This window comes from Zoogloea sp. (assembly GCF_041904905.1).
In the GTDB taxonomy this organism is placed as follows: Bacteria; Pseudomonadota; Gammaproteobacteria; order Burkholderiales; family Rhodocyclaceae; genus Zoogloea.
This window is the reverse complement of the sequence record NZ_JAYRMI010000016.1, coordinates 13,105-39,157: the sequence shown is the minus strand read 5'-3', so window position 1 is coordinate 39,157 and position 26,053 is coordinate 13,105. Positions and strand designations below refer to the sequence as shown.

At 66.8% G+C, this 26,053-nt stretch carries 24 protein-coding genes and 2 tRNA genes; 6 read left to right on the top strand and 20 right to left on the bottom strand.

Translation table 11 applies throughout. The annotated features are described in order from the left end of the window. Positions 1-23: 23 nt before the first annotated feature. The 13 genes from ACE3N6_RS06765 to ACE3N6_RS06705 all read right to left on the bottom strand — a co-directional run bounded on the left by ACE3N6_RS06765 (position 24) and on the right by ACE3N6_RS06705 (position 12,245). Positions 24-99, bottom strand: a tRNA-Glu gene (locus ACE3N6_RS06765). 9 nt (positions 100-108) lie between these two features. Next, positions 109-184: transfer RNA gene (locus tag ACE3N6_RS06760), tRNA-Ala, on the bottom strand. Positions 185-372: 188 nt separating this feature from the next. Beyond that, positions 373-1,191, bottom strand: a complete 819-nt coding sequence (locus tag ACE3N6_RS06755; RefSeq protein WP_374244429.1) for a PEP-CTERM sorting domain-containing protein — start codon at positions 1,189-1,191, stop codon at positions 373-375. Positions 1,192-1,475: 284 nt separating this feature from the next. Further along, positions 1,476-2,882: an FAD-binding oxidoreductase gene (locus tag ACE3N6_RS06750; RefSeq protein ID WP_374244428.1), complete on the bottom strand. Its 1,407-nt coding sequence runs from the start codon at positions 2,880-2,882 to the stop codon at positions 1,476-1,478. 25 nt (positions 2,883-2,907) lie between these two features. Further along, positions 2,908-3,828 (bottom strand): patatin-like phospholipase RssA, encoded by a 921-nt coding sequence (gene rssA, locus ACE3N6_RS06745; RefSeq protein ID WP_374244427.1) that lies wholly within the window; start codon positions 3,826-3,828, stop codon positions 2,908-2,910. Between the two features lie 48 nt (positions 3,829-3,876). Beyond that, the gene (gene rimO, locus ACE3N6_RS06740) at positions 3,877-5,208 is read right to left on the bottom strand and encodes a 30S ribosomal protein S12 methylthiotransferase RimO (RefSeq protein WP_374244426.1); all 1,332 of its coding nucleotides are present in this window, start codon (positions 5,206-5,208) and stop codon (positions 3,877-3,879) included. Between the two features lie 60 nt (positions 5,209-5,268). Next, entirely contained in the window at positions 5,269-5,874 is a 606-nt protein-coding gene (phaR, locus tag ACE3N6_RS06735; protein WP_374244425.1) for a polyhydroxyalkanoate synthesis repressor PhaR, read from the bottom strand. Positions 5,875-5,982: 108 nt separating this feature from the next. Next, positions 5,983-6,723, bottom strand: coding sequence for an acetoacetyl-CoA reductase (gene phbB, locus ACE3N6_RS06730; protein ID WP_374244424.1), 741 nt, complete (start codon positions 6,721-6,723; stop codon positions 5,983-5,985). Between the two features lie 37 nt (positions 6,724-6,760). Next, positions 6,761-7,501 (bottom strand): acetoacetyl-CoA reductase, encoded by a 741-nt coding sequence (phbB, locus tag ACE3N6_RS06725; RefSeq protein ID WP_374244423.1) that lies wholly within the window; start codon positions 7,499-7,501, stop codon positions 6,761-6,763. Positions 7,502-7,632: 131 nt separating this feature from the next. Continuing rightward, a complete protein-coding gene (locus tag ACE3N6_RS06720; protein WP_374244422.1) occupies positions 7,633-9,372 on the bottom strand; it encodes a PHA/PHB synthase family protein in 1,740 nt (579 codons plus the stop codon). A gap of 288 nt (positions 9,373-9,660) precedes the next feature. Continuing rightward, a complete protein-coding gene (locus ACE3N6_RS06715; protein WP_374244421.1) occupies positions 9,661-10,422 on the bottom strand; it encodes a ZIP family metal transporter in 762 nt (253 codons plus the stop codon). 84 nt (positions 10,423-10,506) lie between these two features. Further along, complete coding sequence (gene pgeF, locus ACE3N6_RS06710) at positions 10,507-11,238, bottom strand: peptidoglycan editing factor PgeF (RefSeq protein ID WP_374244420.1); 732 nt, start codon at positions 11,236-11,238, stop codon at positions 10,507-10,509. Then, positions 11,235-12,245 (bottom strand): RluA family pseudouridine synthase, encoded by a 1,011-nt coding sequence (locus ACE3N6_RS06705; RefSeq protein WP_374244419.1) that lies wholly within the window; start codon positions 12,243-12,245, stop codon positions 11,235-11,237. The genes pgeF and ACE3N6_RS06705 overlap by 4 nt, the downstream gene beginning before the upstream one ends. Here ACE3N6_RS06705 and ACE3N6_RS06700 point away from each other — a divergent pair. Continuing rightward, the gene (locus ACE3N6_RS06700; RefSeq protein ID WP_374244418.1) at positions 12,232-13,032 is read left to right on the top strand and encodes an outer membrane protein assembly factor BamD; all 801 of its coding nucleotides are present in this window, start codon (positions 12,232-12,234) and stop codon (positions 13,030-13,032) included. The genes ACE3N6_RS06705 and ACE3N6_RS06700 overlap by 14 nt on opposite strands. 18 nt (positions 13,033-13,050) lie before the next feature. Continuing rightward, positions 13,051-13,569 (top strand): DUF2946 family protein, encoded by a 519-nt coding sequence (locus tag ACE3N6_RS06695; protein WP_374244417.1) that lies wholly within the window; start codon positions 13,051-13,053, stop codon positions 13,567-13,569. A 24-nt stretch (positions 13,570-13,593) separates the two neighbouring features. Here the strand turns inward: ACE3N6_RS06695 and ACE3N6_RS06690 are convergent, their stop codons facing one another. Both ACE3N6_RS06690 and yihA read right to left on the bottom strand, forming a co-directional pair. Continuing rightward, positions 13,594-15,030 (bottom strand): mannose-1-phosphate guanylyltransferase/mannose-6-phosphate isomerase, encoded by a 1,437-nt coding sequence (locus ACE3N6_RS06690; protein ID WP_374244416.1) that lies wholly within the window; start codon positions 15,028-15,030, stop codon positions 13,594-13,596. A gap of 146 nt (positions 15,031-15,176) precedes the next feature. Then, a complete protein-coding gene (gene yihA, locus ACE3N6_RS06685; protein WP_374244415.1) occupies positions 15,177-15,785 on the bottom strand; it encodes a ribosome biogenesis GTP-binding protein YihA/YsxC in 609 nt (202 codons plus the stop codon). Between the two features lie 109 nt (positions 15,786-15,894). Between yihA and ACE3N6_RS06680 the strand changes: the two genes are divergently transcribed. From ACE3N6_RS06680 to ccsB, 3 genes are all read left to right on the top strand, one after another. Continuing rightward, positions 15,895-16,530: a cytochrome c gene (locus tag ACE3N6_RS06680; RefSeq protein WP_374244414.1), complete on the top strand. Its 636-nt coding sequence runs from the start codon at positions 15,895-15,897 to the stop codon at positions 16,528-16,530. Between the two features lie 172 nt (positions 16,531-16,702). Next, the gene (locus tag ACE3N6_RS06675) at positions 16,703-18,739 is read left to right on the top strand and encodes a cytochrome c biogenesis protein ResB (RefSeq protein ID WP_374244413.1); all 2,037 of its coding nucleotides are present in this window, start codon (positions 16,703-16,705) and stop codon (positions 18,737-18,739) included. A gap of 35 nt (positions 18,740-18,774) precedes the next feature. Further along, entirely contained in the window at positions 18,775-19,914 is a 1,140-nt protein-coding gene (gene ccsB / locus ACE3N6_RS06670) for a c-type cytochrome biogenesis protein CcsB (RefSeq protein WP_374244412.1), read from the top strand. Here the strand turns inward: ccsB and ACE3N6_RS06665 are convergent. The 5 genes from ACE3N6_RS06665 to ffh all read right to left on the bottom strand — a co-directional run bounded on the left by ACE3N6_RS06665 (position 19,899) and on the right by ffh (position 25,179). Further along, entirely contained in the window at positions 19,899-20,735 is an 837-nt protein-coding gene (locus ACE3N6_RS06665) for a ferritin-like domain-containing protein (protein WP_374244411.1), read from the bottom strand. The genes ccsB and ACE3N6_RS06665 overlap by 16 nt on opposite strands. Positions 20,736-20,834: 99 nt before the next feature. Next, complete coding sequence (locus ACE3N6_RS06660; RefSeq protein WP_374244410.1) at positions 20,835-21,380, bottom strand: phasin family protein; 546 nt, start codon at positions 21,378-21,380, stop codon at positions 20,835-20,837. 188 nt (positions 21,381-21,568) lie between these two features. Beyond that, positions 21,569-22,186, bottom strand: a complete 618-nt coding sequence (locus ACE3N6_RS06655; RefSeq protein ID WP_374244409.1) for a response regulator transcription factor — start codon at positions 22,184-22,186, stop codon at positions 21,569-21,571. A gap of 63 nt (positions 22,187-22,249) precedes the next feature. Next, positions 22,250-23,746, bottom strand: coding sequence for a PAS domain-containing protein (locus ACE3N6_RS06650; protein WP_374244408.1), 1,497 nt, complete (start codon positions 23,744-23,746; stop codon positions 22,250-22,252). A 71-nt stretch (positions 23,747-23,817) separates the two neighbouring features. Then, complete coding sequence (ffh, locus tag ACE3N6_RS06645) at positions 23,818-25,179, bottom strand: signal recognition particle protein (RefSeq protein WP_374244407.1); 1,362 nt, start codon at positions 25,177-25,179, stop codon at positions 23,818-23,820. A 38-nt stretch (positions 25,180-25,217) separates the two neighbouring features. Between ffh and ACE3N6_RS06640 the strand changes: the two genes are divergently transcribed. Beyond that, positions 25,218-26,042, top strand: a complete 825-nt coding sequence (locus ACE3N6_RS06640) for an inner membrane protein YpjD (protein WP_374244406.1) — start codon at positions 25,218-25,220, stop codon at positions 26,040-26,042. Positions 26,043-26,053: the final 11 nt, after the last annotated feature.

The window sequence follows — 26,053 nt, the reverse complement described above, 5'->3', positions numbered from 1 at the left end:
CTGCCTGAAACAGGACTTTTGACTGGCGTCCCCACGGGGATTCGAACCCCGGTTATCGCCGTGAAAGGGCGGTGTCCTAGGCCTCTAGACGATGGGGACAATTTCTTTTGGTGGAGGTAAGCGGGATCGAACCGCTGACCTCTTGCATGCCATGCAAGCGCTCTCCCAGCTGAGCTATACCCCCGTCAAAGAAGACCGCATTATAGACATCGACCTGGCACCTGTAAACCCCCATTTGAAAATATTTTGCGTTAGCGCGGTTCGGCGTGGCCGGGCGGATCGTCGGGGCGCTTGCCGCCTGCCCTCAGCTGGCTGGCTGAAACGAAAAGCGGCAGCCCGAAGGCTGCCGCTCAAACCGACAAGACTGGCTTATCAGGCAGCCTTGCGGCGACGGACGGCCGCGAGGCCAGCCATGCCAAGACCCAGCAGCGCCATGGAGGCGGGCTCGGAGACGGCGTAGATCACACCATTGGAGGCGAAGGTGCCATCGATGATGGCATCGCGGTTGCCAGCGCCCTTGCCCGGGATGAAGCCGGCGGGCATGTTGTCGAGGGTCAGCAGGGCGTTCTCGAACTTGCCGCCGATCAGGTTGGCTTCATCGATGGTGATGTCGATGCGATCCTGGGAGACGGTGTAGAGAATATCGACGGTGCCGGAAACCGGGCCGCTCAGGAAGGAACCCAGACCGAGGAGCGAACCGAACAGCGCGGTGGCACCGGCGCCGCTCACGGTGATGCTGCCGGTGGAGTAGGGAATCGCCTGGGAGACGCCGTCCAGCTTGAGGGAGGTGGTGCCGACGCCGTTGAAGTCGAACTCGACGAGCTTGGTGCTGGTGTTGGTGACAGCCAGCGGGCCACTGCCGATCAGGGTGTTGGCAGCGTAGGCGACGCCCAGGTCGGGGCCGACGACACCGTCAAAGTCGATGAACGAAGTGGAGCCAGCCTTGGCGTAGACCTTGTAGTCGGCGGCGATGGGCACTTCGATGGTGACCTTGCCGTTGACGTTGGTCAGCGAAACCGTGAACTTGGAATCGAGGTCCGCATCGGTGGCGCCGGCGGTATCGACGCCGAAACCGCTGATCAGGAAGTTGCCGGTGAGGTTCTGGAAGGTCGTCGAATAAACAGCTGCGTTGGCGCCAGCACTGACCGTGGTCAGCGCAGCCGCTACTGCGAGCAAGGCCGTCTTTTTCATGGGTTGGATCTCCTTGATTGAATTGCAACGCGCAGACAATTCGCCGACCCATCCTCCGCGGCCGAGCGGATTACGAGTGGAGTGGCGTGAAAGTCTGTTTCGTATCGAAACTTAGCATTTAATGTGCCAAAAATTAAAAACCGTGCGATTTCATGAATTTACGAAAAACAACAAGCCACAAAAAAAGCATGTGTTAAAAAACCCGACAAAGCGGGTGGATTCCGATTTCGACGTCCCGAAGACCCGCGTAACAACCTGCAAAATTGCCTGTGCAACGCGTCACGCTAGAGCATTTTTCCTGGGTTCATCCGGCCGGCCGGGTCCAGAGCCAATTTGATGCGCGCCATTAATTCCATCTCGATGGCCGACTTGTAGCGGGGCAGGATGTCGCGCTTGAGCTGGCCGATGCCGTGCTCGGCGGAGATCGACCCGCCCAGTTCGGCAACCAGATCGTGGACGATTCGATTGACCTCGGCGGTGCGTGCGATAAAGGCGGCGTTCTCGCCCTGCGCCGGTCGCGACGGGTTGTAGTGCAGGTTGCCGTCGCCCAGATGGCCGAAGCACACGATGCGCAGGCCCGGATACGCCGCTTCGAGACGTTCGCCGGCGCGGTCGATGAATTCGGGAATGGCGCTGACCGGCACCGAGATGTCGTGCTTGATGCTCAGGCCTTCGCGCTTCTGGGCCTCGGAGATGTTCTCGCGCAGGGCCCACAAGGCGGCGGCCTGGGCGGCGCTGGCGGCGATGGCGCCATCGAGGATCGCCCCCGCCTCGACGCCCTGCTCCACCGCCTGCTCGAGCAGGACCTCCAGCCCGGCATCTGCGCGGGTATCGCTGAGTTCGACGAGCACATACCAGGGGTGGGGGCTGGCGAGGGGGTCGCGGGCACCGGGGATGTGCTGCAGCACCAGCGCCAACGCTGGCCGGCCGACCAGCTCGAACGCGGTCACCCGGTCGCCCGCCACGGCGCGCAGGCAGGCCAGCAGTTGAACCGCCGCGGCAGGATCGGCGACGGCCAGCCAGGCGGTGGCCGCTGCGCGCAGGCGCGGAAAGAGCTTGAGACTGGCGGCGGTGACGATGCCCAGCGTGCCCTCGGCGCCGATGAACAGCTGCTTGAGATCGTAGCCGGTGTTGTCCTTGCGCAGCGCCCGCAGGCCGTCCCACACCTGACCGTCGGGCAGCACCACCTCCAGCCCCAGCACAAGCTCGCGGGCGTTGCCGTAGCGCAGCACCTGCACGCCACCGGCGTTGGTGGACACGAAGCCGCCCACCTCGCAACTGCCTTCGCTGGCCAGGGAGAGGGGGAACAGCCGGTCGGCTTCCTCGGCGGCGGCCTGGACCGCAGCCAGGGTGACGCCGGCCTCGACGACGATGGCGTTGTTGGCGGCATCGACCCGCCGCACCCGGGAGAGCCGGGAGAGATTGACCACGACCGGCGCACTGCCCGCTACCGGCGTGGCGCCGCCGCACAGGCCGGTATTGCCGCCCTGGGGGACGATGGCGCAGCCCGCCGCGGCGCAGGCGCGCACGACCGCCGCGACCTGGGCGGTGTCGGCGGGCAGCACGACCGCGAGGGCCGTGCCGGTGTAGCGCCCGCGCCAGTCGGTCAGGTAGGGCGCGGTGTCGGCCGCGGCGACGAGGCAGTGGCTGTCGCCGACGATGTCGCGCAGAGTTTCGATCAGGGCGCTCATGCAGCCTCCCGGTGTGGCGATGCGGTCAGCGCCCAAGGGCGCGGCGGATGGCGGGCAGCGCCAGTTCGACGGCGGCCTCGCCTTCGGCAATCGCCTCGCTGCCCCGGTGGTAGTCCATCAGGCCAAGTTGGGCGAGGCGTGGGGCGATGAGCACGTCGGCAGGCTCGCCAGCCAGACGGCTGCGGGCGATACGCACCGACATGATGGCGATGCTGCTCTGCATCACGGTGAGCATCGAGGGGATGCCTTCCGGCGTGTCGTCGGCGCCCTCCCCGTCCTCGTCGGCCGGCGGCCTGCTGCGCCCGAAGCGGGAGAGCAGGCGCTTCGACCAGCCATTGGAGGCGGATTCGGCGGCGGGCTCGGGCTCGCCCCGGTTGCGCCACGCGGCGCCCACCACGTCGGAGTTGAGATCGACGGCGATGACGATGTCGGCGCCCATCGCCCGGGCCAGCGACACCGGCACCGGATTGACGAGCCCGCCATCCACCAGCAGCCGGCCGTCGTGCCACGACGGGGTGAGCAGGCCCGGCAGGGCGATGGAGGCGCGCACCGCGGCGGAAACGCTACCCTCCCGCAGCCACACTTCATGCCCGCTCTGCAGGTCGGTGGCGACGCAGCCGAAGCTGTGGCTCAGGGCAACGAAATCCCGGTCGACGAAGTTGCGTTCGAAGAAGGCGATCAGCCGGTCGCCCTTGATGAGACCGCCACGCAGGCCCATGTCCATCAGGCCGACCACGTCCTGCCAGCCCAGGGTCTCGACCCAGCTACCCAGCTTTTCCAGATCGCCCGCCGCCGCCACCGCACCCACGAAGGCCCCGATGGAGCAGCCGGCGACGATCTGCGGTTCGATGCCCTCACGGGCCAGGGCCCGCAGCACCCCGATGTGCGCCCACCCGCGGGCCGAACCGCTACCGAGGGCGATACCGATGCGGGGGGTGCGTTTCATGGTCGCGCGGGCAATGCCGGGGCGCGGCCCGCGCGGGGTGTGACACGCTCAGATCGGCTCGGCGTAGAGGTCATGGACGTCGCAGTCGGTGATGCGGACGCGGGCAAACTCGCCGGGTTCGAGGTGCTCCCCTGCCGGGACGATGACCAGGCCGTCGATCTCCGGCGCGTCGCCGGGCGAGCGGGCCAGGGCGCCCTCCTCGTCGATCTCGTCCACCAGCACGGTCATCTCGCGGCCGATGAAGCGCTCGAGGCGCTCGGTGGAGATGTCCTCCTGGAACTCCATCAGCTGGATGCGGCGCTCTTCGCGGATCTCATCGGGCACCGGGTCGGCCAGCTCGTTGGCGGCGGCGCCTTCGACCGGCGAGTAGGCAAAGGCGCCCACGCGGTCGAGCTTGGCCTCTTCGAGGAACTGCAGCAGCGCTTCGAAATCGGCATCCGTCTCGCCCGGGAAGCCGGTGATGAAGGTGGAGCGGATGGTCAGATCGGGGCAGATCTCGCGCCAGCGGCGGATGCGCTCCAGGTTGTTCTCGGTGCTGGCCGGGCGCTTCATGGCCTTGAGGATGCGCGGGCTGGCGTGCTGGAAGGGCACGTCGAGGTACGGGAGGATCTTGCCCTCGGCCATCAGCGGGATGATGTCGTCCACGCTGGGATACGGGTAGACGTAGTGCAGGCGCACCCACACGCCCAGGTCGCCCAGGGCCTTGCACAGGTCGTAGAGCTTGGTGCGCATGGGCTTGCCGCCCCAGAAGCCGGTGCGGTACTTCACGTCGACGCCGTAGGCGGAGGTGTCCTGCGACACCACCAGCAGCTCCTTGACGCCGGCGTTCACCAGGTTTTCGGCCTCGCGCATCACGTCGCCGATGGGGCGGCTGACCAGATCGCCCCGCAGCGACGGGATGATGCAGAAGGTGCAGCGGTGATTGCAGCCTTCGGAAATCTTGAGGTAGGCGTAGTGGTTGGGGGTGAGCTTGACCCCCTGGGGCGGCAGCAGATCGATGAAGGGATCGTGGGGCTTGGGCAGGTGCTTGTGCACCTCCTGCATGACCTGCTCGGTGGCATGGGGGCCGGTGACGGCGAGCACCTGCGGGTGGGCCGCCATCACGACGTCTTCCTTGGCGCCCAGGCAGCCGGTGACGATCACCCGGCCGTTCTCGTTGAGGGCTTCGCCAATGGCGTCGAGGGATTCCTCTACCGCGGCGTCGATGAAGCCGCAGGTGTTGATGACCACCAGATCGGAGCCTTCGTACGACGGCGAGATCTCGTAGCCCTCGGCCCGCAGGCGGGTGAGGATGTGTTCGGAGTCGACGAGGGCCTTGGGGCAGCCAAGGGAAACGAAGCCGACTTTCGGGGCGGCGCCCTGCTTGCTGGATTGGGTCATGCGTCAGGAAGAACCGGTGGAAAAAACACAAGGGCCGCGACAACTGCGCGGCCCGGGACATCACTTCTTGGTGGCGTCGGTGGGGTCGCCACCGGGCTCCGGGGACTCGCCCTTGTCGGGGCCGAGGCCCGCCGCAAAGCCGGGAAACTGGAAGCCGGAGAACAGGTTGCGGGTCTGGCTATCCAACTGCTCCTGCATCTGGGCGTACATCTTCTTGGATTGCTCCATGTAGGCGCCCATCATGCTCTGCATGGCCGGCCCCTGGAAGTTCAGGAACTGGGCCCACAGATCCTGGCTCACCGTGGCGTTCTCGCCATACACCGAGCGAACCTGATCCTGGAGCTTGGCCTGCATGTCGGTGAAGGCCTTGATGTTGTTCTCCAGATACTTGCCCATCATCCCCTGCATGGCGTTGCCGTAGAAGCGGATCATCTGGGAGAGCAGGTCGCTGGTGAACATCGGGGCCCCGCCGGCTTCCTCTTCGAGGATGATCTGCAGGAGGATGTTGCGGGTGAGGTCTTCGCCGGTCTTGGCGTCGACGACCTGGAAGGTACCGTGATCCAGCACAAGCTCCTTCACGTCTGCGAGCGTGATGTAGGAACTGGTCTGGGTGTCGTAAAGGCGGCGGTTCGGGTATTTTTTTATCAGGCGAATCTGATCGGCCATCTGTGTTTTCTCCTCGGCGGCGATAGAGTCGCCTGACGAGATTATACTGCGCTGCGCAAAAAAAAGCCCCGCCATGCGGCGGGGCCTCGTGACGCTTGTTGCAGCCGATTACTGGTAGTACAGACCGCCGTTCACGTTCAGGGTGGCGCCGGTGACGTAGCCAGCCAGCTCGGAAGCCAGATAGACCACGGCAGCACCGATTTCTTCCGGCTTGCCAAGACGCTTGACCGGCACGGTGTCGATGATGCCCTGACGGATTTCTTCCTTGATCGCCATGACCATGTCGGTGCCGATGTAGCCCGGGGCGATGGCGTTGCAGGTGACGCCCTTGGTGGCCAGCTCGGCAGCCAGCGCCTTGGAGAAACCGATCACGCCGGCCTTGGCGGCGGAGTAGTTGGTCTGACCGGCCTGACCCTTGACGCCGTTCACCGAGGAGATGTTGATGATGCGGCCCCAGCCACGTTCCGCCATCTTCGGGGAAATGGTGTGGGTCACGTTGAACAGGCTGGTGAGGTTGGTCGCGATGACCGCATCCCACTGGCCCTTTTCCATCTTCGGGAAGAACTTGTCGCGGGTGATGCCGGCGTTGTTCACCAGGATGTCGATCGGGCCGACTTCGTTGGTGATCGCCTCAACGGCCGCCTTGCACTGCTCGTAGTCGGAGACGTCGAACCCGTACAGCGGGATGTCGAGACCTTCCGCCTTGCGAGCTTCAACCCAGGCGTCCTTGGCGGGATCGCCAGGGAAGAAATTCCCGACCACGCGGACGCCCGCGGCGGCAAGGGATTTACAGATAGCAGTGCCAAGGCCACCGACGGCACCAGTTACAAGGGCGATGCGTTGAGACATTTTAACTTCCTTCTTTTGTTGCGGTGCGAAAAGCTTATTAGAACATATGCTGCCCGCCGTTGATAGAGATGTTGGCACCGGTCACGAATGCAGCTTCATCGGAGGCGAGATAGGCGATCAGGCCCGCGATTTCTTCCGGCTTGCCGAGGCGGCTCATCGGAATCTGGGGCAGGATCTTGGTTTCGAGGACTTCCTGGGGAATCGCCAGAACCATCTTGGTGCCGATGTAACCCGGCGAGATGGTATTGACGGTGACCCCGGACTTGGCGGTTTCGAGGGCCAGAGACTTGGTGAAGCCATGCATGCCGGCCTTGGCCGCAGCGTAGTTGGTCTGACCGAAAGCGCCCTTGATGCCGTTGAGCGAGGAGACGTTGATGACGCGCCCCCACTTGCGCTCGACCATGCCGTCCATGACCTGCTTGGTCATGTTGAAGACGCTGTCGAGGTTGGTGTGGATGACGGCATCCCAGTCAGCCTTGGTCATGCGCTTGAAGGTCATGTCGCGGGTGATGCCGGCGTTGTTGACCAGCACATCCACGGGGCCGATGTCGTTGGTGATCTGCTCGACGCAGGCCTTGCACGAGTCGAAATCGGCCACATCGCAGGGGTAGGCCTTGAAGCCGTAGCCCATGTTGTTCATCGTCTGCAGCCATTCGGCCGCCTTGGCGTTACCCGGCGAGTGGGTGGTGACGACCTTGTATCCGAGCGCGGCCAGCTTGATGCAGATGGATTCGCCCAGACCGCCCATACCGCCGGTTACGAGTGCTACACGTGCCATGTCTCTCTCCCTCAAAGTGTGAGTGCGGGGGTAAGCTGAAATCGGCAGCGCCCCCCTTCTTCCTCTCGCTGCCGACCTTTTTTTGATTTTCTCCCCCGGGGATCAAGCCCCGGGGTTGTGCTGCAGTGCGATCAGACGGTTTCCTTGACGTAACGCCCGGGCGCCGCTTCGATCACCTTGTATTTCGTGTTGCCGGGCTTGTTGCGGGCGGCGATCGTCTCGCCGCTGCGCTGCTTGAGCCATTCGGCCCAGTGCAGCCACCAGCTGCCCTTCTGTTCGACGGCGGTCTCGAGCCATTCTTCCGGCACCGACGCGGTGGAGTCGCTCGTCCAGTAGCTGCGGCGGTTCTTGGAGGCCGGGTTGATGGCACCGGCGATGTGGCCGCTGGCGCCCAGCACGAAGGTGGTCTCGCCGCCGAGGATCTGGCGCACCAGATAGGCGCTGGTCCAGGGCACGATGTGGTCTTCGCGGGTGGCCAGCAGGTAGGCCGGCAGATCGACCTTGCCCATGTCTACCTTGACGCCCAGCATCTCAAGCTTGCCCGGCACGCGCAGGTTGTTCTCGAGGTACATGTTGCGAAGGTACCAGGCGATGAACGGGCCGGAAAGGTTGGTGCTGTCAGAGTTCCAGTACAGCAGGTCGAAGGCCTCCGGGGTCTTGCCCTTGAGGTAGTTGCCGACCACGTACTGCCAGATCAGGTCATTGGCGCGCAGGCTGGAGAACACCTGGGCCAGCTCGCGGCCGGAGAACACCCCGCCGCGGCCGATGGAAGCCTCGCGGGCAGCCACCGAGGCTTCGTCCACCAGACAGCCGATCTCGCCGGCGTCGGAGAAATCCAGCAGGGTGGTCATCAGGGTGAGGCTCTCGGCCGGGTCTTCGCCCTTGCCGCGCAGCACCGCCAGCGAGGACGACAGGATGGTGCCGCCCACGCAGAAGCCAAGCACGTTGGGCTTGGCCACCTTGGTGATGTCGCGCACCACCTGCAGGGCGGTGATCGGGCCCTTCTCGAGGTAGTCGTCCCAGCCGAAGTGGGCTTCGGATTCCTTGGCGTTCTTCCAGGACACCAGGAACACCGTGAAGCCCTGCTCCACGACGAAGCGCACCAGCGAGTTGGCCGGCTGCAGATCCATGATGTAGAACTTGTTGATGCACGGCGGCACGATCAGCAGCGGCGTCTTGTAGACCTGCTCGGTGAGCGGCGCGTACTGGATGAGCTGCATCAGCTCGTTTTCGTAGATCACCGAGCCCGGCGTGGTGGCCAGATTGCGGCCGATCTCGAAGGCCGAGTCGTCGGTCATCGAGATGCGGCCTTTCTCCATGTCGCCGATCAGGTTCTTGATACCCTGGGTGATGCTCTCGCCCTTGGTTTCAAGCGCCGACTGGATGAATTCGGGGTTGGTGGCCGCGAAGTTGGACGGGGCCATCGCGTCGATGTACTGACGGGTGAGGTACTGCATCCGGGCCTTGGTGCGGCCATCGGCCACCGGCAGCGCGTCGGCCACCTTGGCGAGGTAGTCGGCGTTGAGGAGATAGGCCTGGCGGATGTAATCGTAGACCGGGCTCGCGGACCACTCGGGGGCATTGAAGCGGCGATCGCCGGCGGGCGCCTTGACCAGCGGCTCGGCCGGCTCGCCCGGTTTGACCTGGGCCATGTGGGCCCACAGGCGGGCGTGGGATTCGGCGAGTTCCTTCTGCAGCCGGGTGAGTTCCTCGGCTTCGGGCAGCGGCAGTTGCGGGGCCTGGGCGGGCGCCACCTGCTGGAACGCCGCACCCTGCTTGGCGAGGAAATCGAAAAAATTCGCAGCCATCGACTGGCCGAACTTGAACATGCCTTGCAGTGCTTCGGCAGACTGCTCGGGTGTAACAGACATCCACCTCTCCTCGTTGTGTCGTCGGACGCGGGCCCGATTGATCGTCAGCCGGCGGAGCCCCCGCACGTACGGGGTGCTGTCGCACCGAGCCGCACTTCTCCCCGGCCTCGCTGCGCCGAGTAGAATTCGGGTATGTATATCGTTGCTATCGCCTGGATTTACGTCGCGCTGCTGGCTAGCGCGGCGGAGACCACCGTCGTGGGTGGGGTGCTGACTTTTTTCTTCTATGGCCTTGCGCCGCTCTCCCTGTTCTTGTGGCTGTTCGGTACGCCGGCCCGTCGTCGTCGATCAGCCCAGCGCACGCTCCGCGAGGGGGTGGGCGAAGACGATCGAGGCGATGCCGGCGGCGATCAATAATACCTGCTGTGCGGTGGCGCGCAATTCCGTTCGTTTGTGCAAACCTGGAATGAGATCGGCTACCGCGACGTAGATCATACTCGCGGCGGCCAGCGCGAGGAACACCGGCACCAACGCCTGCATGTGGGAGAGTGCCACATAAGCCAGGATGCCGCCCACCAGGGTGGCGAGGCTGGACAACAGGTTGAACACCAGCGCCCGGGTCTTGCTGTAGCCGGAGTGGATCAGGATCAGGAAATCGCCCACCTCCTGGGGGATCTCGTGGGCGATAATGGCCAGCGCGGTGACGATCCCGAGGGGCGTGCTCTCGACGAAGGCGGCGGCGATCAGCACGCCATCCACGAAGTTGTGGAAGGTGTCGCCGATCAGGATCAGGAGGCCGCTGCGGCCGTGGTCATGCCCGTGCCCCCCGTGGTGGTGGTGTTCGTGGCCCTGGCAGCCCTCGTCGTGACAGTGGCGCCACAGCACCAGCTTCTCGAGCACGAAGAACAGCATGATCCCGGCCAGCACGTTCATGGCGGCCTTCTCGGGGCTTTCGGCGGCCTCGATGGCGTGGGGCAGCACCTCGAGGAAGGCCGCGCCCAGCAGGGCGCCGATGGCGTAGCTGATGAGCACCGGCACCCAGTTGGGCCGCGCCGTGAAGGCGAAGACGGCAGCCACCACCACGCTCAACAGCCCGCCGGCAAAACTCATTGCGACAATCCAGGCGAGGGGCGTCATGGTCATGGGAAGGAAAAAAGGCCGGGAAGTATATCGCCAGTCGCGCCCGGAAGCGCTTCAGGCAAGCCACACCAGCGAAGCCATGCGCCCGGTGACGCCGTCCCGCCGATAGGAGAAGAAGCGCGACGCATCGGAAACCGTGCAGCAATCGCCCCCGTGGATGGCCGTGACGCCCAGGGCGGCCAAGCGCCGCCGGGCCAGCAGGTAGATGTCGGCGAGCCATTTGCCGGGCTGGCCAGCGGGCCGGAAGGCCGCGTCGGCGCCGGCGTCGGCCGCCACGAAGGCGGCCCGCACCTCGTCGCCCACCTCGAAGGCGGCGGGCCCGATGGCCGGGCCGAGCCAGGCGATCACGTCGCCGGGGGCAACCCGCATCGCCGCCACCGCGGCCTCGATCACCCCGCCGTGCAGGCCGCGCCAGCCGGCATGGGCGGCGCCCACCACCGTGCCTGCCCGGTCGCACAGCAGCACCGGCAGGCAGTCGGCGGTCATCGCCACACAGACCGCGCCGGACGAGCGGCTCACCGACGCGTCGGCATCCGGCACACCGGCCACCGCAGCCGCATCCACCACCGCAGTACCGTGCACCTGATTGAGCCACGCGGGCTCGGACGGCAGCAGACGCCGGACAACGGCCCGATTGGCGGCGACGCACGCCGGGTCGTCGCCCACGTGGGTGCCCAGGTTGAGGCTGTCGTAGGGCGCCACGCTCACGCCACCGGCGCGGGTGGTGGAGAGGGCCCTCACCCGCGCCGGCGCCGGCCAGTCGGGCACGATCCAGGCGTCGCTCATGGCGTGGCGCTCCCCCGCAAGGTTTCCAGCAGGCCGTCGAAATCCGCCGGCAGCGGCGTCTGCCAGCGGCAGGCCTCGCCGGTCTTCGGGTGAATCAGGCCCAGCTGCCAGGCGTGCAGCGCCTGACGGGCGAAGGCGTCGAGCCGCGGATCGGCGCTCTTCGCCTTGCCGTAGGTGGCGTCGCCCACCAGCGGATGCCCGATGTGGGCCATGTGGACGCGGATCTGATGGGTGCGGCCGGTGGCGAGTTCGCATTCGACCAGCGTGGCGCGGGCGAAGCGCTCGATCACCCGGTAGCGGGTCAGCGCCTCGCGGCCGCCCGGCACGACGGCCATCCTGGTGCGCTGGACGGGATGGCGGCCGATGGGGGCATTCACCTCACCGCTCGGGGCAGGTTCGCCGTGCACCAGCGCCAGATAGTGGCGCTTGACAGTGCGCGCCTGCAGCTGACGCACCAGATCGGTCTGGGCTTCGAGGGTCTTGGCCACCACCAGCAGGCCGCTGGTGTCCTTGTCGAGGCGATGGACGATGCCCGCCCGGGGCAGATCGCGGAAACCCGCGCCGCGATGCAGCAGCGCGTTGAGCAGGGTGCCGGACCAGTTGCCGCTGCCCGGATGGACCACCAGCCCCACCGGCTTGTCGATGACGATCACGGTGTCGTCCTCGAAGATCACCTGCAGCGGGATGTCCTCGGCCTGCTCGGCGAGCATCGCGGCGGAGGGCTCGGGGCTCACCGTCACGGTCTCGCCCCCCCACACCTTGGTCTTGGAGTCGGGCGAGGCGCCGTCGATGGTGATCCGGCCGGACTTCAACCAGGACTGCAGGCGGCTGCGGGAGTGCTCGGGGAAAAGTCGGGCGAGGGCCTGGTCGACGCGCATCCCTGCGCAATCGTCGGGGATGAATTCGCGCTGGGGCGCGGGGCTCGCGGACGAGGGGGAATGGGAAGGAGCGGCTGGGCTATAATCGAGCCAGTCTTCTTCCAAAGAGTTTTCGATGGCGCATTTCACCCTGCGTAGTTTAACGCTTGTCGGCGTGCTGCTGCTCGCCGGCTGCGGCCTCCCCGATCAGGTCGACGAAACCGTCGGCTGGAACGCCCAAAAGCTCTACTCCGAAGCCAAGGACTCCATGAACGATGGCGCCTGGGAGCGCGCCATCAAGATGTTCGAGAAGCTCGAAGCACGCTACCCCTATGGCCGCTACGCCCAGCAATCCCAGCTCGAGGTGGCCTACGCCTATTACAAGTCGGGCGAGCAGGTGTCGGCGGTGGCGGCCTGCGACCGCTTCATCAAGCTGCACCCCAACCACGCCAACGTCGATTACGCCTACTACCTGAAGGGCCTCGCCTACTTCAACGAAGACCTCGGCATGCTCGGCAGCCTGGCCGACCAGGATCTCTCCGAGCGCGACCCCAAGGCCACCCGCGAAGCCTTCGCCACCTTCAAGGAACTCACCCAGCGCTTCCCCGACAGCAAGTACACCCCGGACGCCCAGCTGCGGATGCGCTACCTGATCAACGCGCTCGCCAACCACGAAGTCCACGTAGCGCGTTACTACTACAAGCGCGGCGCCTATGTGGCGGCGGCCAACCGGGCCCAGGCGGCGATCAAGGATTTCCCCCAGTCGCCGGCCGTCGAAGAGGCGCTGTTCCTGCTGGTGCAGAGCTACGACGCCCTCAACCTGCCCGAGCTGCGCAAGGACGCAGAGCGGGTGATGCGCCAGAACTTCCCGAACAGCCGCTACTTCGGCGGCAAGGGGCCGGAGTCCGCGCCCCAGGCCTGGTGGAAGCTCTGGTAAGCGCCCCGGTCGCCCGACATGGATGAAGCCGTCCGCCTGGCCCTGGCAAAATGGCCGGACGTGCCGTCGTGCACCGGCTGGCTGCGGCTGTCGCGCCGGGGCGAATGGTGTGTGCCCGAAGGCCCGATCCGCCATCCGGGCCTGCGCGGCTTCATCAACCGCAACTTCGAGGCCACCGCCGACGGCCGCTGGTTTTTCCAGAACGGGCCGCAGCAGGTGTTCGTGAACCTGGACTACACCCCGACGATCCTCCACCTCGCCGCGCCCGACCGGCTGGAAACCCACACCGGCCGGCTGGCGGAGGCGGTTTCGGGCGCCTGGCTGGACGAGGAAGGCAGCCTGCTCCTTGCCACCGAGCACGGGATCGGCCTCGTGGACGACCGGGATCTGGCCGCCTTCTGCGCCCACCTCCACGGCAAGCTTGAAGCCGCCGAAGCGCCCCTCAGCCTCGAGTGGGCCGGGCAGCACCTGCCTGTCGGGCGCATCCTGCGCGCCGACGTGCCGGCACGCTTCGGCTTCGTGGCCGAGCCCGCCTGATCGGCCGGCCCAGCCCCAGCAGCCTCAACCCCGCCCGTAGGTGTCCTCGAAGCGGACGATGTCGTCCTCGCCCAGGTAGCTGCCCGACTGCACCTCGATGATCTCGAGCGGCAGCTTGCCGGGGTTGGCAAGGCGATGCACATGCCCCAGCGGGATGAAGGTCGATTCGTTCTCGCCCAGCAGGAACACCTTGTCGCCGTTGGTGACTTCGGCGGTGCCCTTCACGACGATCCAGTGCTCGGCGCGGTGATGGTGCATCTGCAGGCTCAGGCGCGCACCCGGATTGACCACGATGCGCTTCACCTGGAAACGCGGGCCGGCGTCGATGGAGTCGTACCAGCCCCACGGGCGGTGGATCTTGCGGTGGGCCGAAGCCTGGCTGCGCTTGTCGAGCTTGAGCGCGGCGACGATCTGCTTGACGTTCTGGGTCTTGTCCTTGCGCGCCACGAGCACCGCGTCGGGAGTCTCCACCACCACGGTATCGTCCAGCCCCACGCAGGCCACCATACGGTCCTGGGCGTACACCAGGGTGTTGCGACTATCTTCGAGCAGCACATCGCCCCGGGCCACGTTGCCGCTGCAGTCCTTGTCGGCGATGTCCCACAGCGCATCCCACGCGCCCACGTCGGACCAGCCGGCGCTCATCGGCACCACGCAGCCCGAAATGCCCAGCCCGGCGTCGGGGAGCTTCTCCATCACGGCGTAGTCGATGGAATCCGACGGGCAGGCGACGAAGGCGTCCTTATCCACCCGCACGAAATCGGCATCCCGCGAGCCACCCTGCCAGGCCGCCTCGCAGGCCTTGGCCATCGCCGGCTGGAGCGCCGCGAGGGCCTTGAGCCAGACGCTGGCGCGCACCATGAAGAGGCCGCTGTTCCAGAGGTACTCGCCGCTCTCCAGGTAGCGCCGGGCCGTGGCGGCGTCGGGCTTCTCGACGAAGGCGGCGATGGCCTTGCTGCCATCGGCCCTCGCGCCGCCCGTGCGGATGTAGCCATAGCCGGTCTCGGCGCGGTCCGGGACGATGCCGAAGGTGACGATGGCGCCCTCAAGCGCGGCCGGGATGCCGGCGTCGATGGCTGCCTGAAAGCCCGCCAGATCGCGCATCACGTGGTCGGCCGGCATCACCAGCAGCACCGGATCGGCCTCCTGCACCGCCAGCGCGGCCAGCGCCAGGGCCGGCGCGGTGTTGCGGCCGACGGGTTCGAGCACGATGTGGCGGCTGCTGCGCCCCACCGAGCGCAGCTGCTCCGCGGTGACGAAGCGGTATTCCTCGTTGCACACGACGATCGGCGCCTCGGCCACCGGCAGACGCCCCCGGAAGCCAGCCAGCCGCCCGGCCGTGGCCTGCAGCATGGTCTCCTCGCCCACCAGGGCCAGCAGTTGTTTCGGGTACTGTTCGCGGGAGAGCGGCCACAGGCGGGTGCCGGAGCCACCGGAGAGGATGACGGGTTGGAGTTGCATGGCAGATCGGAAGTTGAAATCGAAAAATGCTTCACCGCCAGACGCGGCCAGCGGCCTGCGGGCGGGAAGCTGCCATTGATAGCACAGATTCCCTTCAGGAGTCCGGCGTCATGTCACGCACCGCCCCGCATCCGTGGAAAAGATTGTCAAAGGGCGTCGGGCGCCGGGGCAAGCCAGGACCCCACCACCCGCTCGACCTCCTCGACACCGGTCTTCTTGAGGCTGGAGAAGAGCTGCACCGTCACCTGCTCGCCGTAGGCCGCCAGCGCCTTGCGCACCGCGGCGAGGGTGGCCGCCGATTCGCTGCGGGTGAGCTTGTCGCTCTTGGTGAGGAGCACGTGGATCGGTCGGCCGCTGGGCGCAAACCAGCCCAGCATCGCCATGTCGCGATCCTTCAGGGGGTGGCGCGAATCCATGATGAGCACCAGCCCCACCAGATTGGGCCGCTTGGTGAGGTAGTCCTCCAGCAGGTGCTGCCACTGACGGCGCACGGCCTCGGGCACCTCGGCGTAGCCGTAACCGGGCAGATCCACCAGCACCGCACCGTTGTTCAGCCGGAAGAAATTGATGAGCTGGGTCCGGCCCGGAGTCTTGGAAACGAAGGCCAGCCGGGTGTGATTGGCCAGCGTGTTGATCGCGCTGGACTTGCCGGCATTGGAGCGCCCGGCGAAGGCGACCTCCGGGCCGTTCGGCGGGGGCAGGCCGCTGGGTTTGGCGATCGAGATTTCGAACTGGGCGTTACGGAACAGTGACATGGAGTAGAACGGGAGGGCGCGAAGCACTTTCGTTGCGTCGCGCAAATGGCTGGAATTGCTATAGAATAGCAGGTTTGAGACATCCACATTCTTGGCTTCCGAGGACATCATGATCAAGCGTTCCCTGCTGCTTTCGCTGCTTCTGGCCACCGGCGTGGTTCAGGCCCAAGACAAGGCTGCCGCCCAGCCCGACCTGGCCAAGGCCAAACAGACTGCAGAACAGGTTTGCGGCGCCTGCCACGGCGCTGACGGCAACAGCCAGATCCCCGCCAACCCGAAACTCGCGGGCCAGCATGCGGAATACCTCTTCAAGCAGCTGACCAACTTCAAGAGCGAAGGCGGCAAGCCGGCCGAACGCGCCAACGCCGTGATGGGTGGCATGGTCGCCGCCCTCTCCGCCGACGACATGAAGGGCCTCGCCGCCCACTTCGCCGGCCAGAAGCTCAAGCCCGAAGCCGCCAAGGACAAGTCCTCCATCGAACTCGGTCAGCGCCTGTGGCGTGCCGGCGACCTGAAGCGCGGCATTCCCGCCTGTGCCGCCTGCCATGGCCCCGCCGGTGCCGGCCTGCCCGCCCAGTACCCGCGTCTGGCCGGTCAGTTCGCCGACTACACCGAAGCCCAGCTCAAGGCCTTCCGTGCCGGCGAGCGCGCCAACGACCCGGCCAAGATGATGCGCACCATCGCCGTCAAAATGACCGATCCGGAGATCAAGGCCGTCGCCGACTACGCCGCCGGCTTGCGCTGAGTCAAGGCGCTTCCCAGCGCCCGGCAGCTATAAAAAAGGGGTGGTTTCGGCCACCCCTTTTCTTTGCCGCGCAGCGCTGCCAGCCCTTCCCCGGCCACCCCGCGCCCGCTGCCCACCCTGGCCGGCAAGGCCCGCCCGAACCGCTTTCACCCGTTACCTCCGCCCGACACCCATGCGACAACGCAGCACCCTCCGCGCCCTCTACGAACTGCTCAGTTCGATGCGCTTCGCGATCAGCCTGCTGACGATCCTCGGGATCGCCTCCATCATCGGGACGGTGCTCAAGCAGAACGAGCCCTACAACAACTACCTCAACCAGTTCGGGCCGTTCTGGTTCCCGATCTTCGAGAAGCTGGGCCTCTACGCGGTCTATAACTCGGTGTGGTTCCTCACCATCCTGGCTTTCCTGGTGATCTCCACCAGCGTGTGCATCGTCCGCCAGACCCGTCCGATGCTGCTCGACATGCGCAGCTTCCGCGAGCACGCCAAGGAAAACTCGCTCGCCCAGTTCCAGCACCACACCCGGGTGCCCTGCGCACTGCCCACCGCTGAAGCTCAGGCCGCCGCCAGCGCCTACCTCGCCCGTGCCGGCTTCGCCACCCGCAGCAACCCTCGCGGCGACGGCGTGCTGCTGGCCGCCAAGCAGGGCAGCTGGTCGCGCATCGGCTACTTCCTGGCCCACGCCGCCATCGTGCTGATCTGCGTCGGCGGCCTGCTCGACGGCAACCTGCCCCTCAAGGCGCAGATGGCGATGGGCGGCAAGACGGTCACCGCCGGCAACCAGCTGATCGCCGACATCGGCCCCGAGAGCCGGCTCGGCCTCGACAACTGGAGCTTCCGCGGCAACGTCTTCATCCCCGAGGGCAAGAGCGCCAACGTGGCCGTGCTCAACGTGCAGGACGGCATCCTGCTGCAGGATCTGCCCTTCACCGTGTCCCTCAAGAAGTTCCACCTGGAGCACTACGAGAGCGGGATGCCCAAGCGCTTCGCCAGCGACATCATCGTCACCGACAACGCCAGCGGGCGCTCCATCGAGAAGACCATCGAGGTCAACAAGCCCTTCGAGTTCGACGGCGTGATGATGTATCAGGCCAGCTTCGAGGACGGCGGATCGCGCCTCAAGCTGGTCGCCCACGACCTGCGCCCCGACGCCGGCAGCGATTTCCCCCTGGAGGGCGCGGTCGGCGAATCCATCAAGGTGAGCGCCGCCGGGCTCGATCACACCCTGGAGCTTGGCAGCTTCCGCCCCTTCAACATCGAGAACATGGCCAACGAGCAGCCCACCGAAGCCAGCGCCATGGCCAGCTTAGAGAAGCACCTGGGCAGTGGCGCCAAGTCCCCGACCAGGAAAGACATGCAGAACGTCGGCCCGAGCTTCCAGTACAAGCTCCGGGATTCCGCCGGTCAGGCCCGCGAATACCAGACCTACATGCAGCCCATCCAGCAGGACGGCGCCTGGTACATGCTCGCGGGCATGCGCGACTCGCCGTCCGCCCAGTTCCGCTTCATGCGCATCCCGATGGACGCCGACGGCAAGCCCGACAGCTGGTTCATGATCCGCCGCCAGCTGGTCGACAAATCCCGCCACGCCGAACTCGCCCGCCGTTTCGCCGCCACCGCCCTGGGCCCGGACGTGGACGCCACGGTACGCGGCCGGATGGAGGAAACCACCCGCAAGACGCTGGAACTCTTCGCCATCGGCGGCTTCGAGAGCGTGGGCAAGTTCATCGAGGGCACCATCCCCGAGGCCGAACGCGACAAGGCCGCCGACGTCTTCATCAAGATCCTCGAAGGCGCCACCTGGGAAGCCTGGAAGCTGGCCCGGGCGGAAGCCCGCCTGCCTGCCGTGAGCGCCGACGGCCCCGCCGCCCGGCTGGTGCGCGACACCCTCAACGCCACCAGCGACAGCCTGCACTACGGCGCGCCGGTGTTCCTCCAGCTGGCGGGTTTCGAAGAAGTCCGCGCCACCGTGCTGCAGGTCACCCGCTCGCCGGGCAAGCCCATCGTCTATCTGGGCTCGCTGCTGCTGGTGCTGGGCGTGTTCGCCATGCTCTACGTCCGCGAACGTCGGCTCTTCGTGCTGATCAAAGACTCGGGTGAGGCGCTGATCGCCCTCAGCGCCAACCGCAAATCGATGGACGTGGAAGAATCCTTCCGGCGCCATCGGGACGGCCTCGCCGCCGCCCTCCAACCCCCAACACCGGCCTGACCCGGCCCCGACCGTCTTCTCAAGAGGCCTCACTCATGGACATCGCCCACAACGACAACAGTGCCCTGCTGCGCCGCGTGAGCCCCGGCGACTGGCTGTTCGCCCTCGCCCTGGCCGGCGGCGCCGCCTTCGCCCTGCGCCAGTACGGCGGCTTCATGGACATCTACGAGAAGCTGATCCTGGTGCTCACCGTGCCGGCAATCGCCGCCATCGGCTGGGCCTGGAAGCCCTTCCGGCTGTTCCTGGCGGCATCGACCGCGCTGGCGCTGGTCAGCATCGGGCTGTACCAAGGCGACCTGGCCCGGGCCGAGCAGGTGTTCTTCCTCAAGTACCTCATCTCCAGCCAGACGGCCATCATGTGGATGAGCGCGCTCATCTTCATCGCCACCGGCGCCTACTGGCTGGGCCTGCTGGCCCGCTCCGACTTCGCCGAGAAGACCGGCTCCGCCCTCACCTGGAGCGCCGCGACGATGGGCACCGCCGGCCTCTTCGTGCGCTGGTACGAGAGCTACCTGATCGGCACCGACGTCGGCCACATCCCCATCAGCAACCTCTACGAAGTGTTCGTGCTGTTCTCGCTGATCACCGCCCTGCTCTATCTTTACTACGAAGGCCGCTACGCCACCCGCCGGATGGGCGCCTTCGTGCTGCTGGTGATCTCGGCCGCGGTGGCCTTCCTGCTGTGGTACACCTTCTCCCGCGAGGCGCAGGAGATCCAGCCGCTGATCCCCGCGCTACAAAGCTACTGGATGAAGGTGCACGTGCCGGCCAACTTCGTGGGCTATGGCGCCTTCGCCCTGGCGGCGATGATCGGCGTGGCCGACCTGCTGGTACGCAAGGGCATCCTGGCCAGCCGCCTGCCCGCCCCCGAGGTGCTCGACGACGTGATGTACAGGGCCATCGCCATCGGCTTCGCCTTCTTCACCATCGCCACCATCCTGGGCGCCCTGTGGGCCGCGGAAGCCTGGGGCACCTACTGGCAGTGGGACCCGAAGGAAACCTGGGCCTTCATCGTGTGGCTCAACTACGCCGCCTGGCTGCACGTGCGCCTCACCAAGGGCCTGCGCGGCACCATGCTGGCCTGGTGGGCGGTGATCGGCCTGCTGGTCACGTCGTTCGCCTTCGTCGGCGTCAATATGTTCCTGTCAGGCCTGCACTCCTACGGCTCGCTCTGATCCGGGCGGCGGGGCCTGCCGCCTTCCAGCCGGGTGATCTCGGCCTCACTGAAGCCCGCCTTCCGGCGGGCTTCGACGTTGAGCGGCTTGGGTGGCCACGGGGCGTCGAAGTCGGTCATCAGCGCGAGATAAGTTGGCTCCGGATCGAGCCCGCGCTCGGCGCAGAAGTGGCGGAACCACCGGTCGCCCAGCGCCACATGGCCGATCTCGTCGCGCAGGATGATGTCGAGCACGCCAATGGTCGCCGTGTCGCCGATGCGCTTGAGCGCGGCCACGATCGGCGGCGTGGCGTCCAGCCCCCGCGCCTCCAGCACCCGCGGCACCAGCGCCATTCGGGCGAGCGGGTCGTCGGCGGTCTTCACCGCCATGTCCCACAGCCCGCGATGGGCCGGAAAATCGCCGTAGCCGTGGCCCAGCGCGGCCAGCCGCTCGCACACCAGCCCGAAGTGATAGGCCTCCTCGGCCGCCACCTGCAGCCACCCGGCGTAGAAATCCGCCGGCAGATCGCGAAAGCGATACACGCAATCCAGCGCCAGGTTGATCGCGTTGAACTCGATGTGGGCGATGGCATGGAGCAGCGCGGCGTGGCCTTCCGGGGTGCCCGGTTTGCGGCGGGGCACCGCGGTGTGGGCGATGAGCGCCGGCCGCTCGGGCCGCCCCGGGTCATCCACCGCCCGCACCGGCACGGGGCTGGCCGCCGGCACGGCGATCCGGCCCGCGCACCAGTCGTCCCGAAGCGCGCAGGTCAGCGCCGTTTTTCGATCCGGCACGGGGCTCATCATGGCCGCCCAGGCCCGGGCGTGGAGGTCGTCGTCGATCATGGGGCGCGATGGTAGCGCGAAGCGCCCCGTGAACGAAAAAATGGCCGCATCCCGAAGGACGCGGCCACAACCCTTGAACCCCGTGATCGGTAAAGCCGGTCAGGCGGCCTTGCGCTTCGCCACGCTGCGCTTGGGCGCCGGCACGGCGGCGTCCTTGAGGGCGAGCAGATTGGCTTCGGCAATGTCGCCGATCCGGTCGGCCACCTTGCTGAACGATTCAAAGGCCGCGTTCTGGGTGTCGAGCCCCTTGCGGATGGCCTGGAACAGCGGCGCGAAGCCCTCCGGCGCGCCCTCGGCGAGGCGGTCCAGGTTGTCCTGGATCTGGCGGGTGGCGTCGGCGGTGGATTGCTTGACGGCGTCGGCGAGGATCTCGCGGGTCTCCATCAGCACCGCGTACTGCTGGCGGGCGCTGTCGGCGGCACGGTCGAAGTTGGGCTGCAGGTAGGTGGCCTGCCAGCTGCTGAGGCCTTCCGGATCCTTCACCGCCATCAGGGCCTGCGCGGCGGTCATGGCCTCGCGGGACGAAGCGAGGCCCGCCTCCACCTGCAGGCGGGTGATCTTCTCGACCTGCGAGGCAAGGCTCTGGCCGAGTTCGATCAGGTTTTCCAGCGTGGCGTCCTGGAAGGGGCCGAATTGCGTAGTCATGGACTCTCCTTGATTTGATCTGGGCGCCGGCTCGCATCGGGACGGAAGTCTCCTCCACCCGTCTGTTTTTGTGCAATGCAGCGTCGGCTGTCGGAATGGATTCTGCCAAATAAGGTGTTTCCACCAAATCCGGCGTTTCCCCTCCGCCCATCCGGGAAAACCCTGACGCCATCCCGCCTTTGGCAGCGTCAGTCGCCCTCGCGCTCGGCGCACACCACGATCCGCACCAGCCCCGCCAGGGAGTCGGCCTGCAGCTTCTCCATCACCCGGGCCCGGTGCTGCTCGACGGTCTTCATGCTGATGCCCAGGTCTTCGGCGATCTGCTTGTTGAGGCGACCGGCGACCATCCCCTCCATCACGTCCCGCTCGCGCAGGGTGAGGGCGTCGAGGCGCCGCTGGATGTCGGCACGTCGGGCGCCCTTACGCCGCCGGTGGGCCGCCAGCTGGACAGCCTCCTGCACGCGGTCGAGCAGCACCTGCTCGTTGAACGGCTTCTGCAGGAAGTCGAACGCGCCGTCCCGCATCGCCCGGGCCACCATCGGCACGTCGCCGTGACCGGACACGAAGATGATCGGCGCCGTGTGCGCGAGGCGGATCAGCCGCTCCTGCAGGCCCACGCCGGAGAGCCCCGGCATCCGCACATCCAGCACGAGGCAGTGGGCTCTTGCGAGGACGTCGGTGTCCTCGAGGACATCCAGCGCGCTGGAGAAACTGCGCACCGGCAGACCAAGGGTTTCAATCAGAAGGCCGATGGAGAGTCTGACGGCGTCATCGTCATCCACCACGCACACGAGCGGCGCGTCCATGATTTGTCTCCTGCCAGGTATCTCATTTTTATATTTGGTGCTGCTGTCTTCTTGTGTGCCCGCTCAGGCGGCGGGCATCGGCGGCAGGGCGAAGCAGAAGGTCGTCCCCTGCACGTCACTGGATTCGACCCACATCCGCCCGCCGTGGTTCTCGATGATGGTACGACAGATCGCCAGCCCCAGCCCGACCCCTTCCGGCTTGGTGGTGGCGAACGGGGCGAAGGGGTCCTGCCGGACGGCATCGGCCAGCCCCTCGCCGCAGTCGATCACCGCGACTTCCACCATCCCATCGTGGTCGACCTGCGTGCGGATCGCAAGCTCCCGCGACCACGGGACGGCGCTCATCGCGTCGATGGCGTTCTTGACCAGATTGCTCAAGACCTGCTCCAGCTGCACCTGATCGCCATTCACCGTGGGCAGCGGTTCGGCCAGCTGCAGCAGGATCTGCACCGCGTGGGCCCGCGCCTCGAACTCGGCGAAGCGCACCACGCTGTGGACCACCCGGTTCATCGCCACCGGCGCCGACTTCAGCCCGCCCCGGCGCACGAAACCGCGCACCCGATGCACGATGTCGCCCGCCCGCAGCGCCTGCTCGGCGATCATCTTGAGCGGCTCGGCGATGCGGTTCCCGGCGGGCCCCAGCTCGTCCAGCCGCCGCAGCGCCACCCCGCTGAAATTGCGCAGCGCGGTGAGGGGCTGGTTGAGTTCGTGGGACAGCACCGAGGCCATCTCGCCCAGGTGGATCAGGTGGGCGGCCCGGGCCAGCTCACGCTCCTGGCGCTTCTCGCGGGCAATGCTGAGGTAGTGGTCGTGCACGTCGCGCACGGTGCCGATCATCCGCGCCGGCCGGCCCTGGGCGTCGCACTCCATGACCTTGCCGCGCAGGGCCACCCAGCGGTAGGTGCCGTCGCTCACCAGCAGGCGGAACTCCACCTCGGTCATCGGGCGTCCGCCCGACAGGTGGGCATTGAAGGCCGCCATCGCCTTGCGCAGGTCGTCCGGGTGGATGCGCGCGGGCCAGATGTCGTTGCCGCGCAGGCATTCGCCGGCAGGCCAGCCGACGATCGACGCGAAGGACGGGCTGATGTTGATGACCCCGGTGTCGAGGGTCCAGTCCCACAGGGCATCGCCGTGTCCTTCGAGGGCGAACTGCCACAGGCGCTCCGAGGCCTGGAGGTTGTCCCGCTGTTCGCGGGCTTCGGTGACGTCCTGCAGCAGGCACACAAAACGCACGGCCTCACCCGCCGCACCGCGCTCCACCACGCCCCCGCGGGCGGCGCACCAGCGGTAGCGGCCGTGACTCCCGCGCAGGCGGAACTCGGTGGCAAAGGCGGCGCCGTCCGGTGCCAGGCAGCGCTGCAGGGCCGCCAGCACGGCGTCGCGATCGTCGGGGTGAAGATGGGGGCGCCAGTCGAGCTTGTCCGGCGCTGGCGGCGCCAGGCCGAGCATCCCGCCGAGCCTGGGCGACGCAAAGCAATGGCCGTCGACGGGACGCCAGTCCCACAGGGCGTCGCCCGAAGCCTCGACGGCCAGCCGCCAGCGATCGTCGTCGGACTTCATCGGCTACACCTCCCACGGCCGCGTGTCGGCGGCAAACAGGATCGCCGGCCCCGGGCGGAGCCGGCCGGCTATCAGCGCAGGCCGCCGCCGGGCATCAGCCCCTTCATGGCCCGCATCATCTTCTGCATGCCGCCCTTGGAGAACTGCTTCATCATCTTCTGGGTCTGCTCGAACTGGCTGAGGAGGCGATTGACCTCCTGCACCGTCACGCCGGCCCCGGCGGCGATCCGGCGCTTGCGCGAGGCCTTGAGAAGCTCCGGCTTGGCGCGCTCTAGCGGGGTCATCGAGTTGATGATGCCCTCGATGCGGCGCACCGCCTTGTCCTCGACACCGCCCTGGAGCTGGCCCGCGGCCTGGGCAAACTGAGCCGGCAGCTTGTCGAGCAGGCTGGAGAGGCCGCCCATCTTCTTCATCTGACCGAGCTGGTCCTTGAAGTCGTTGAGGTCGAAGCCCTTGCCGCTCTTGAGCTTCTGGGCAAACTCCTTGGCCTTCTCCTCATCCACCCCGCGGCGGGCGTCTTCCACCAGCGACAGGATGTCGCCCATGCCCAGGATCCGGCTGGCCATCCGCTCGGGGTGGAACTCCTCCAGCCCGGCCAGCTTCTCGCCGACCCCCGCAAACTTGAGCGGCTTGCCGGTCACGTGGCGCACCGACAGCGCCGCACCGCCGCGGGCGTCGCCGTCGAGCTTGGTGAGCACCACGCCGGTGAGCGGCAGCGCGTCGTTGAAGGCGCGGGCGGTGTTCACCGCATCCTGGCCAAGCATCGCATCGACCACGAACAGAGTCTCGATCGGCTTCACCGTGGCGTGGAGGGCCTGGATCTCTTCCATCATCGCTTGGTCGATGGCGAGGCGGCCGGCGGTATCGACGAGCAGCACGTCGAAGTAGTGGCGGCGGGCGTAATCCACCGCCGCCAGGGCGATATCCACCGGCTTCTGGTCGACGGTGGACGGGAAGAATTCGATGCCCGCCTGCTGGGCCACCGTCTGCAGCTGGGCGATGGCCGCCGGGCGATAGACGTCGGTCGAGACCGTGAGCACCTTCTTCTTCATCCGCTCGGTGAGCATCTTGCCGAGCTTGCCGGTGGTGGTCGTCTTGCCGGCGCCCTGCAAGCCGGCCATCAGGATGATCGCCGGCGGCTGGGTGGCCAGATTGAGGCCCGCGTGGGCACCGCCCATCAGGTCGGTGAGTTCGCGGTGCACCACGCCCACCAGCGCCTGGCCCGGCGTGAGAGAGCTGAGCACCTCGGTGCCGACCGCCTTTTCCTTCACCCGGGCGATGAAATCCTTCACCACCGGCAAGGCCACATCGGCCTCCAGCAGCGCCATGCGCACTTCGCGCAGCGCGTCCTGGATGTTGTCTTCGGTCAGGCGAGCCTGGCCGCGAAGGGTTTTGACGACTTTGGCAAGTCGCGTCGTGAGGTTATCCAGCATGATGGTTTGGAGCCGAAGGCTTGGGGTAAACTTCAAAGATGCCCGCGATTCTACTTCATCTCCTCCCCGCCTCCCTGTACGCGCTGCTTGGCGTGCATTTCTGGCACACCCGCTGGATCGCGCCAACCGCCACCCCGCGCCAGGGCCTGCAGCCCAAAGAGCGCGCGCTGATGCTCGCCGCCCTCGTCGCCCACGGTTTCGCCCTCAACGGCACCTTCTTTTCGGCAGAGGGCATCCACTTCGGCTTCAGCCTCGCCCTGTCGCTCATGCTATGGCTGGCGATGCTGTTCTACTGGATCGAAAGCCTCTACGCCCGCCTCGAGGGCCTGCAGACCCTCGCCATGCCGGTAGCCGCCGTCTGCGCCCTGCTGCCGGCCTTCTTTCCCGGCCAGCACCTGCTCGAGAACGCCAGCGCCCCGCTGTTCCGCGCCCACTTCGTGGTGGCGATGCTGGCCTACAGCCTGTTCACCCTGGCGGCCCTCCACGCCATGCTGATGGCCGTGGCCGAACGCCGGCTGCACGGCGCCCACCTCACCCGCGCCATCGCCGCCCTGCCACCGCTGCTGACGATGGAAACCCTGCTGTTCCGCCTCATCGGCATCGCCTTCGTGCTGCTCACCCTCACCCTGGGCTCCGGCGTGCTGTTCTCCGAAGCCCTGTTCGGCAAGGCCTTCCGAGTCGATCACAAGACGGTCTTCGCGTTCGTCTCGTGGCTGATCTTCGGCAGCCTGCTGGTTGGCCGGCACTTCCAGGGCTGGCGCGGCAGGAAGGCGCAATACTGGACCCTCGCCGGCTTCATCGCCCTGATGCTGGCCTACGTGGGCAGCCGCTTCGTGGCCGAGGTGCTGCTGGGCCGCGCTTGACAAGGCATGAC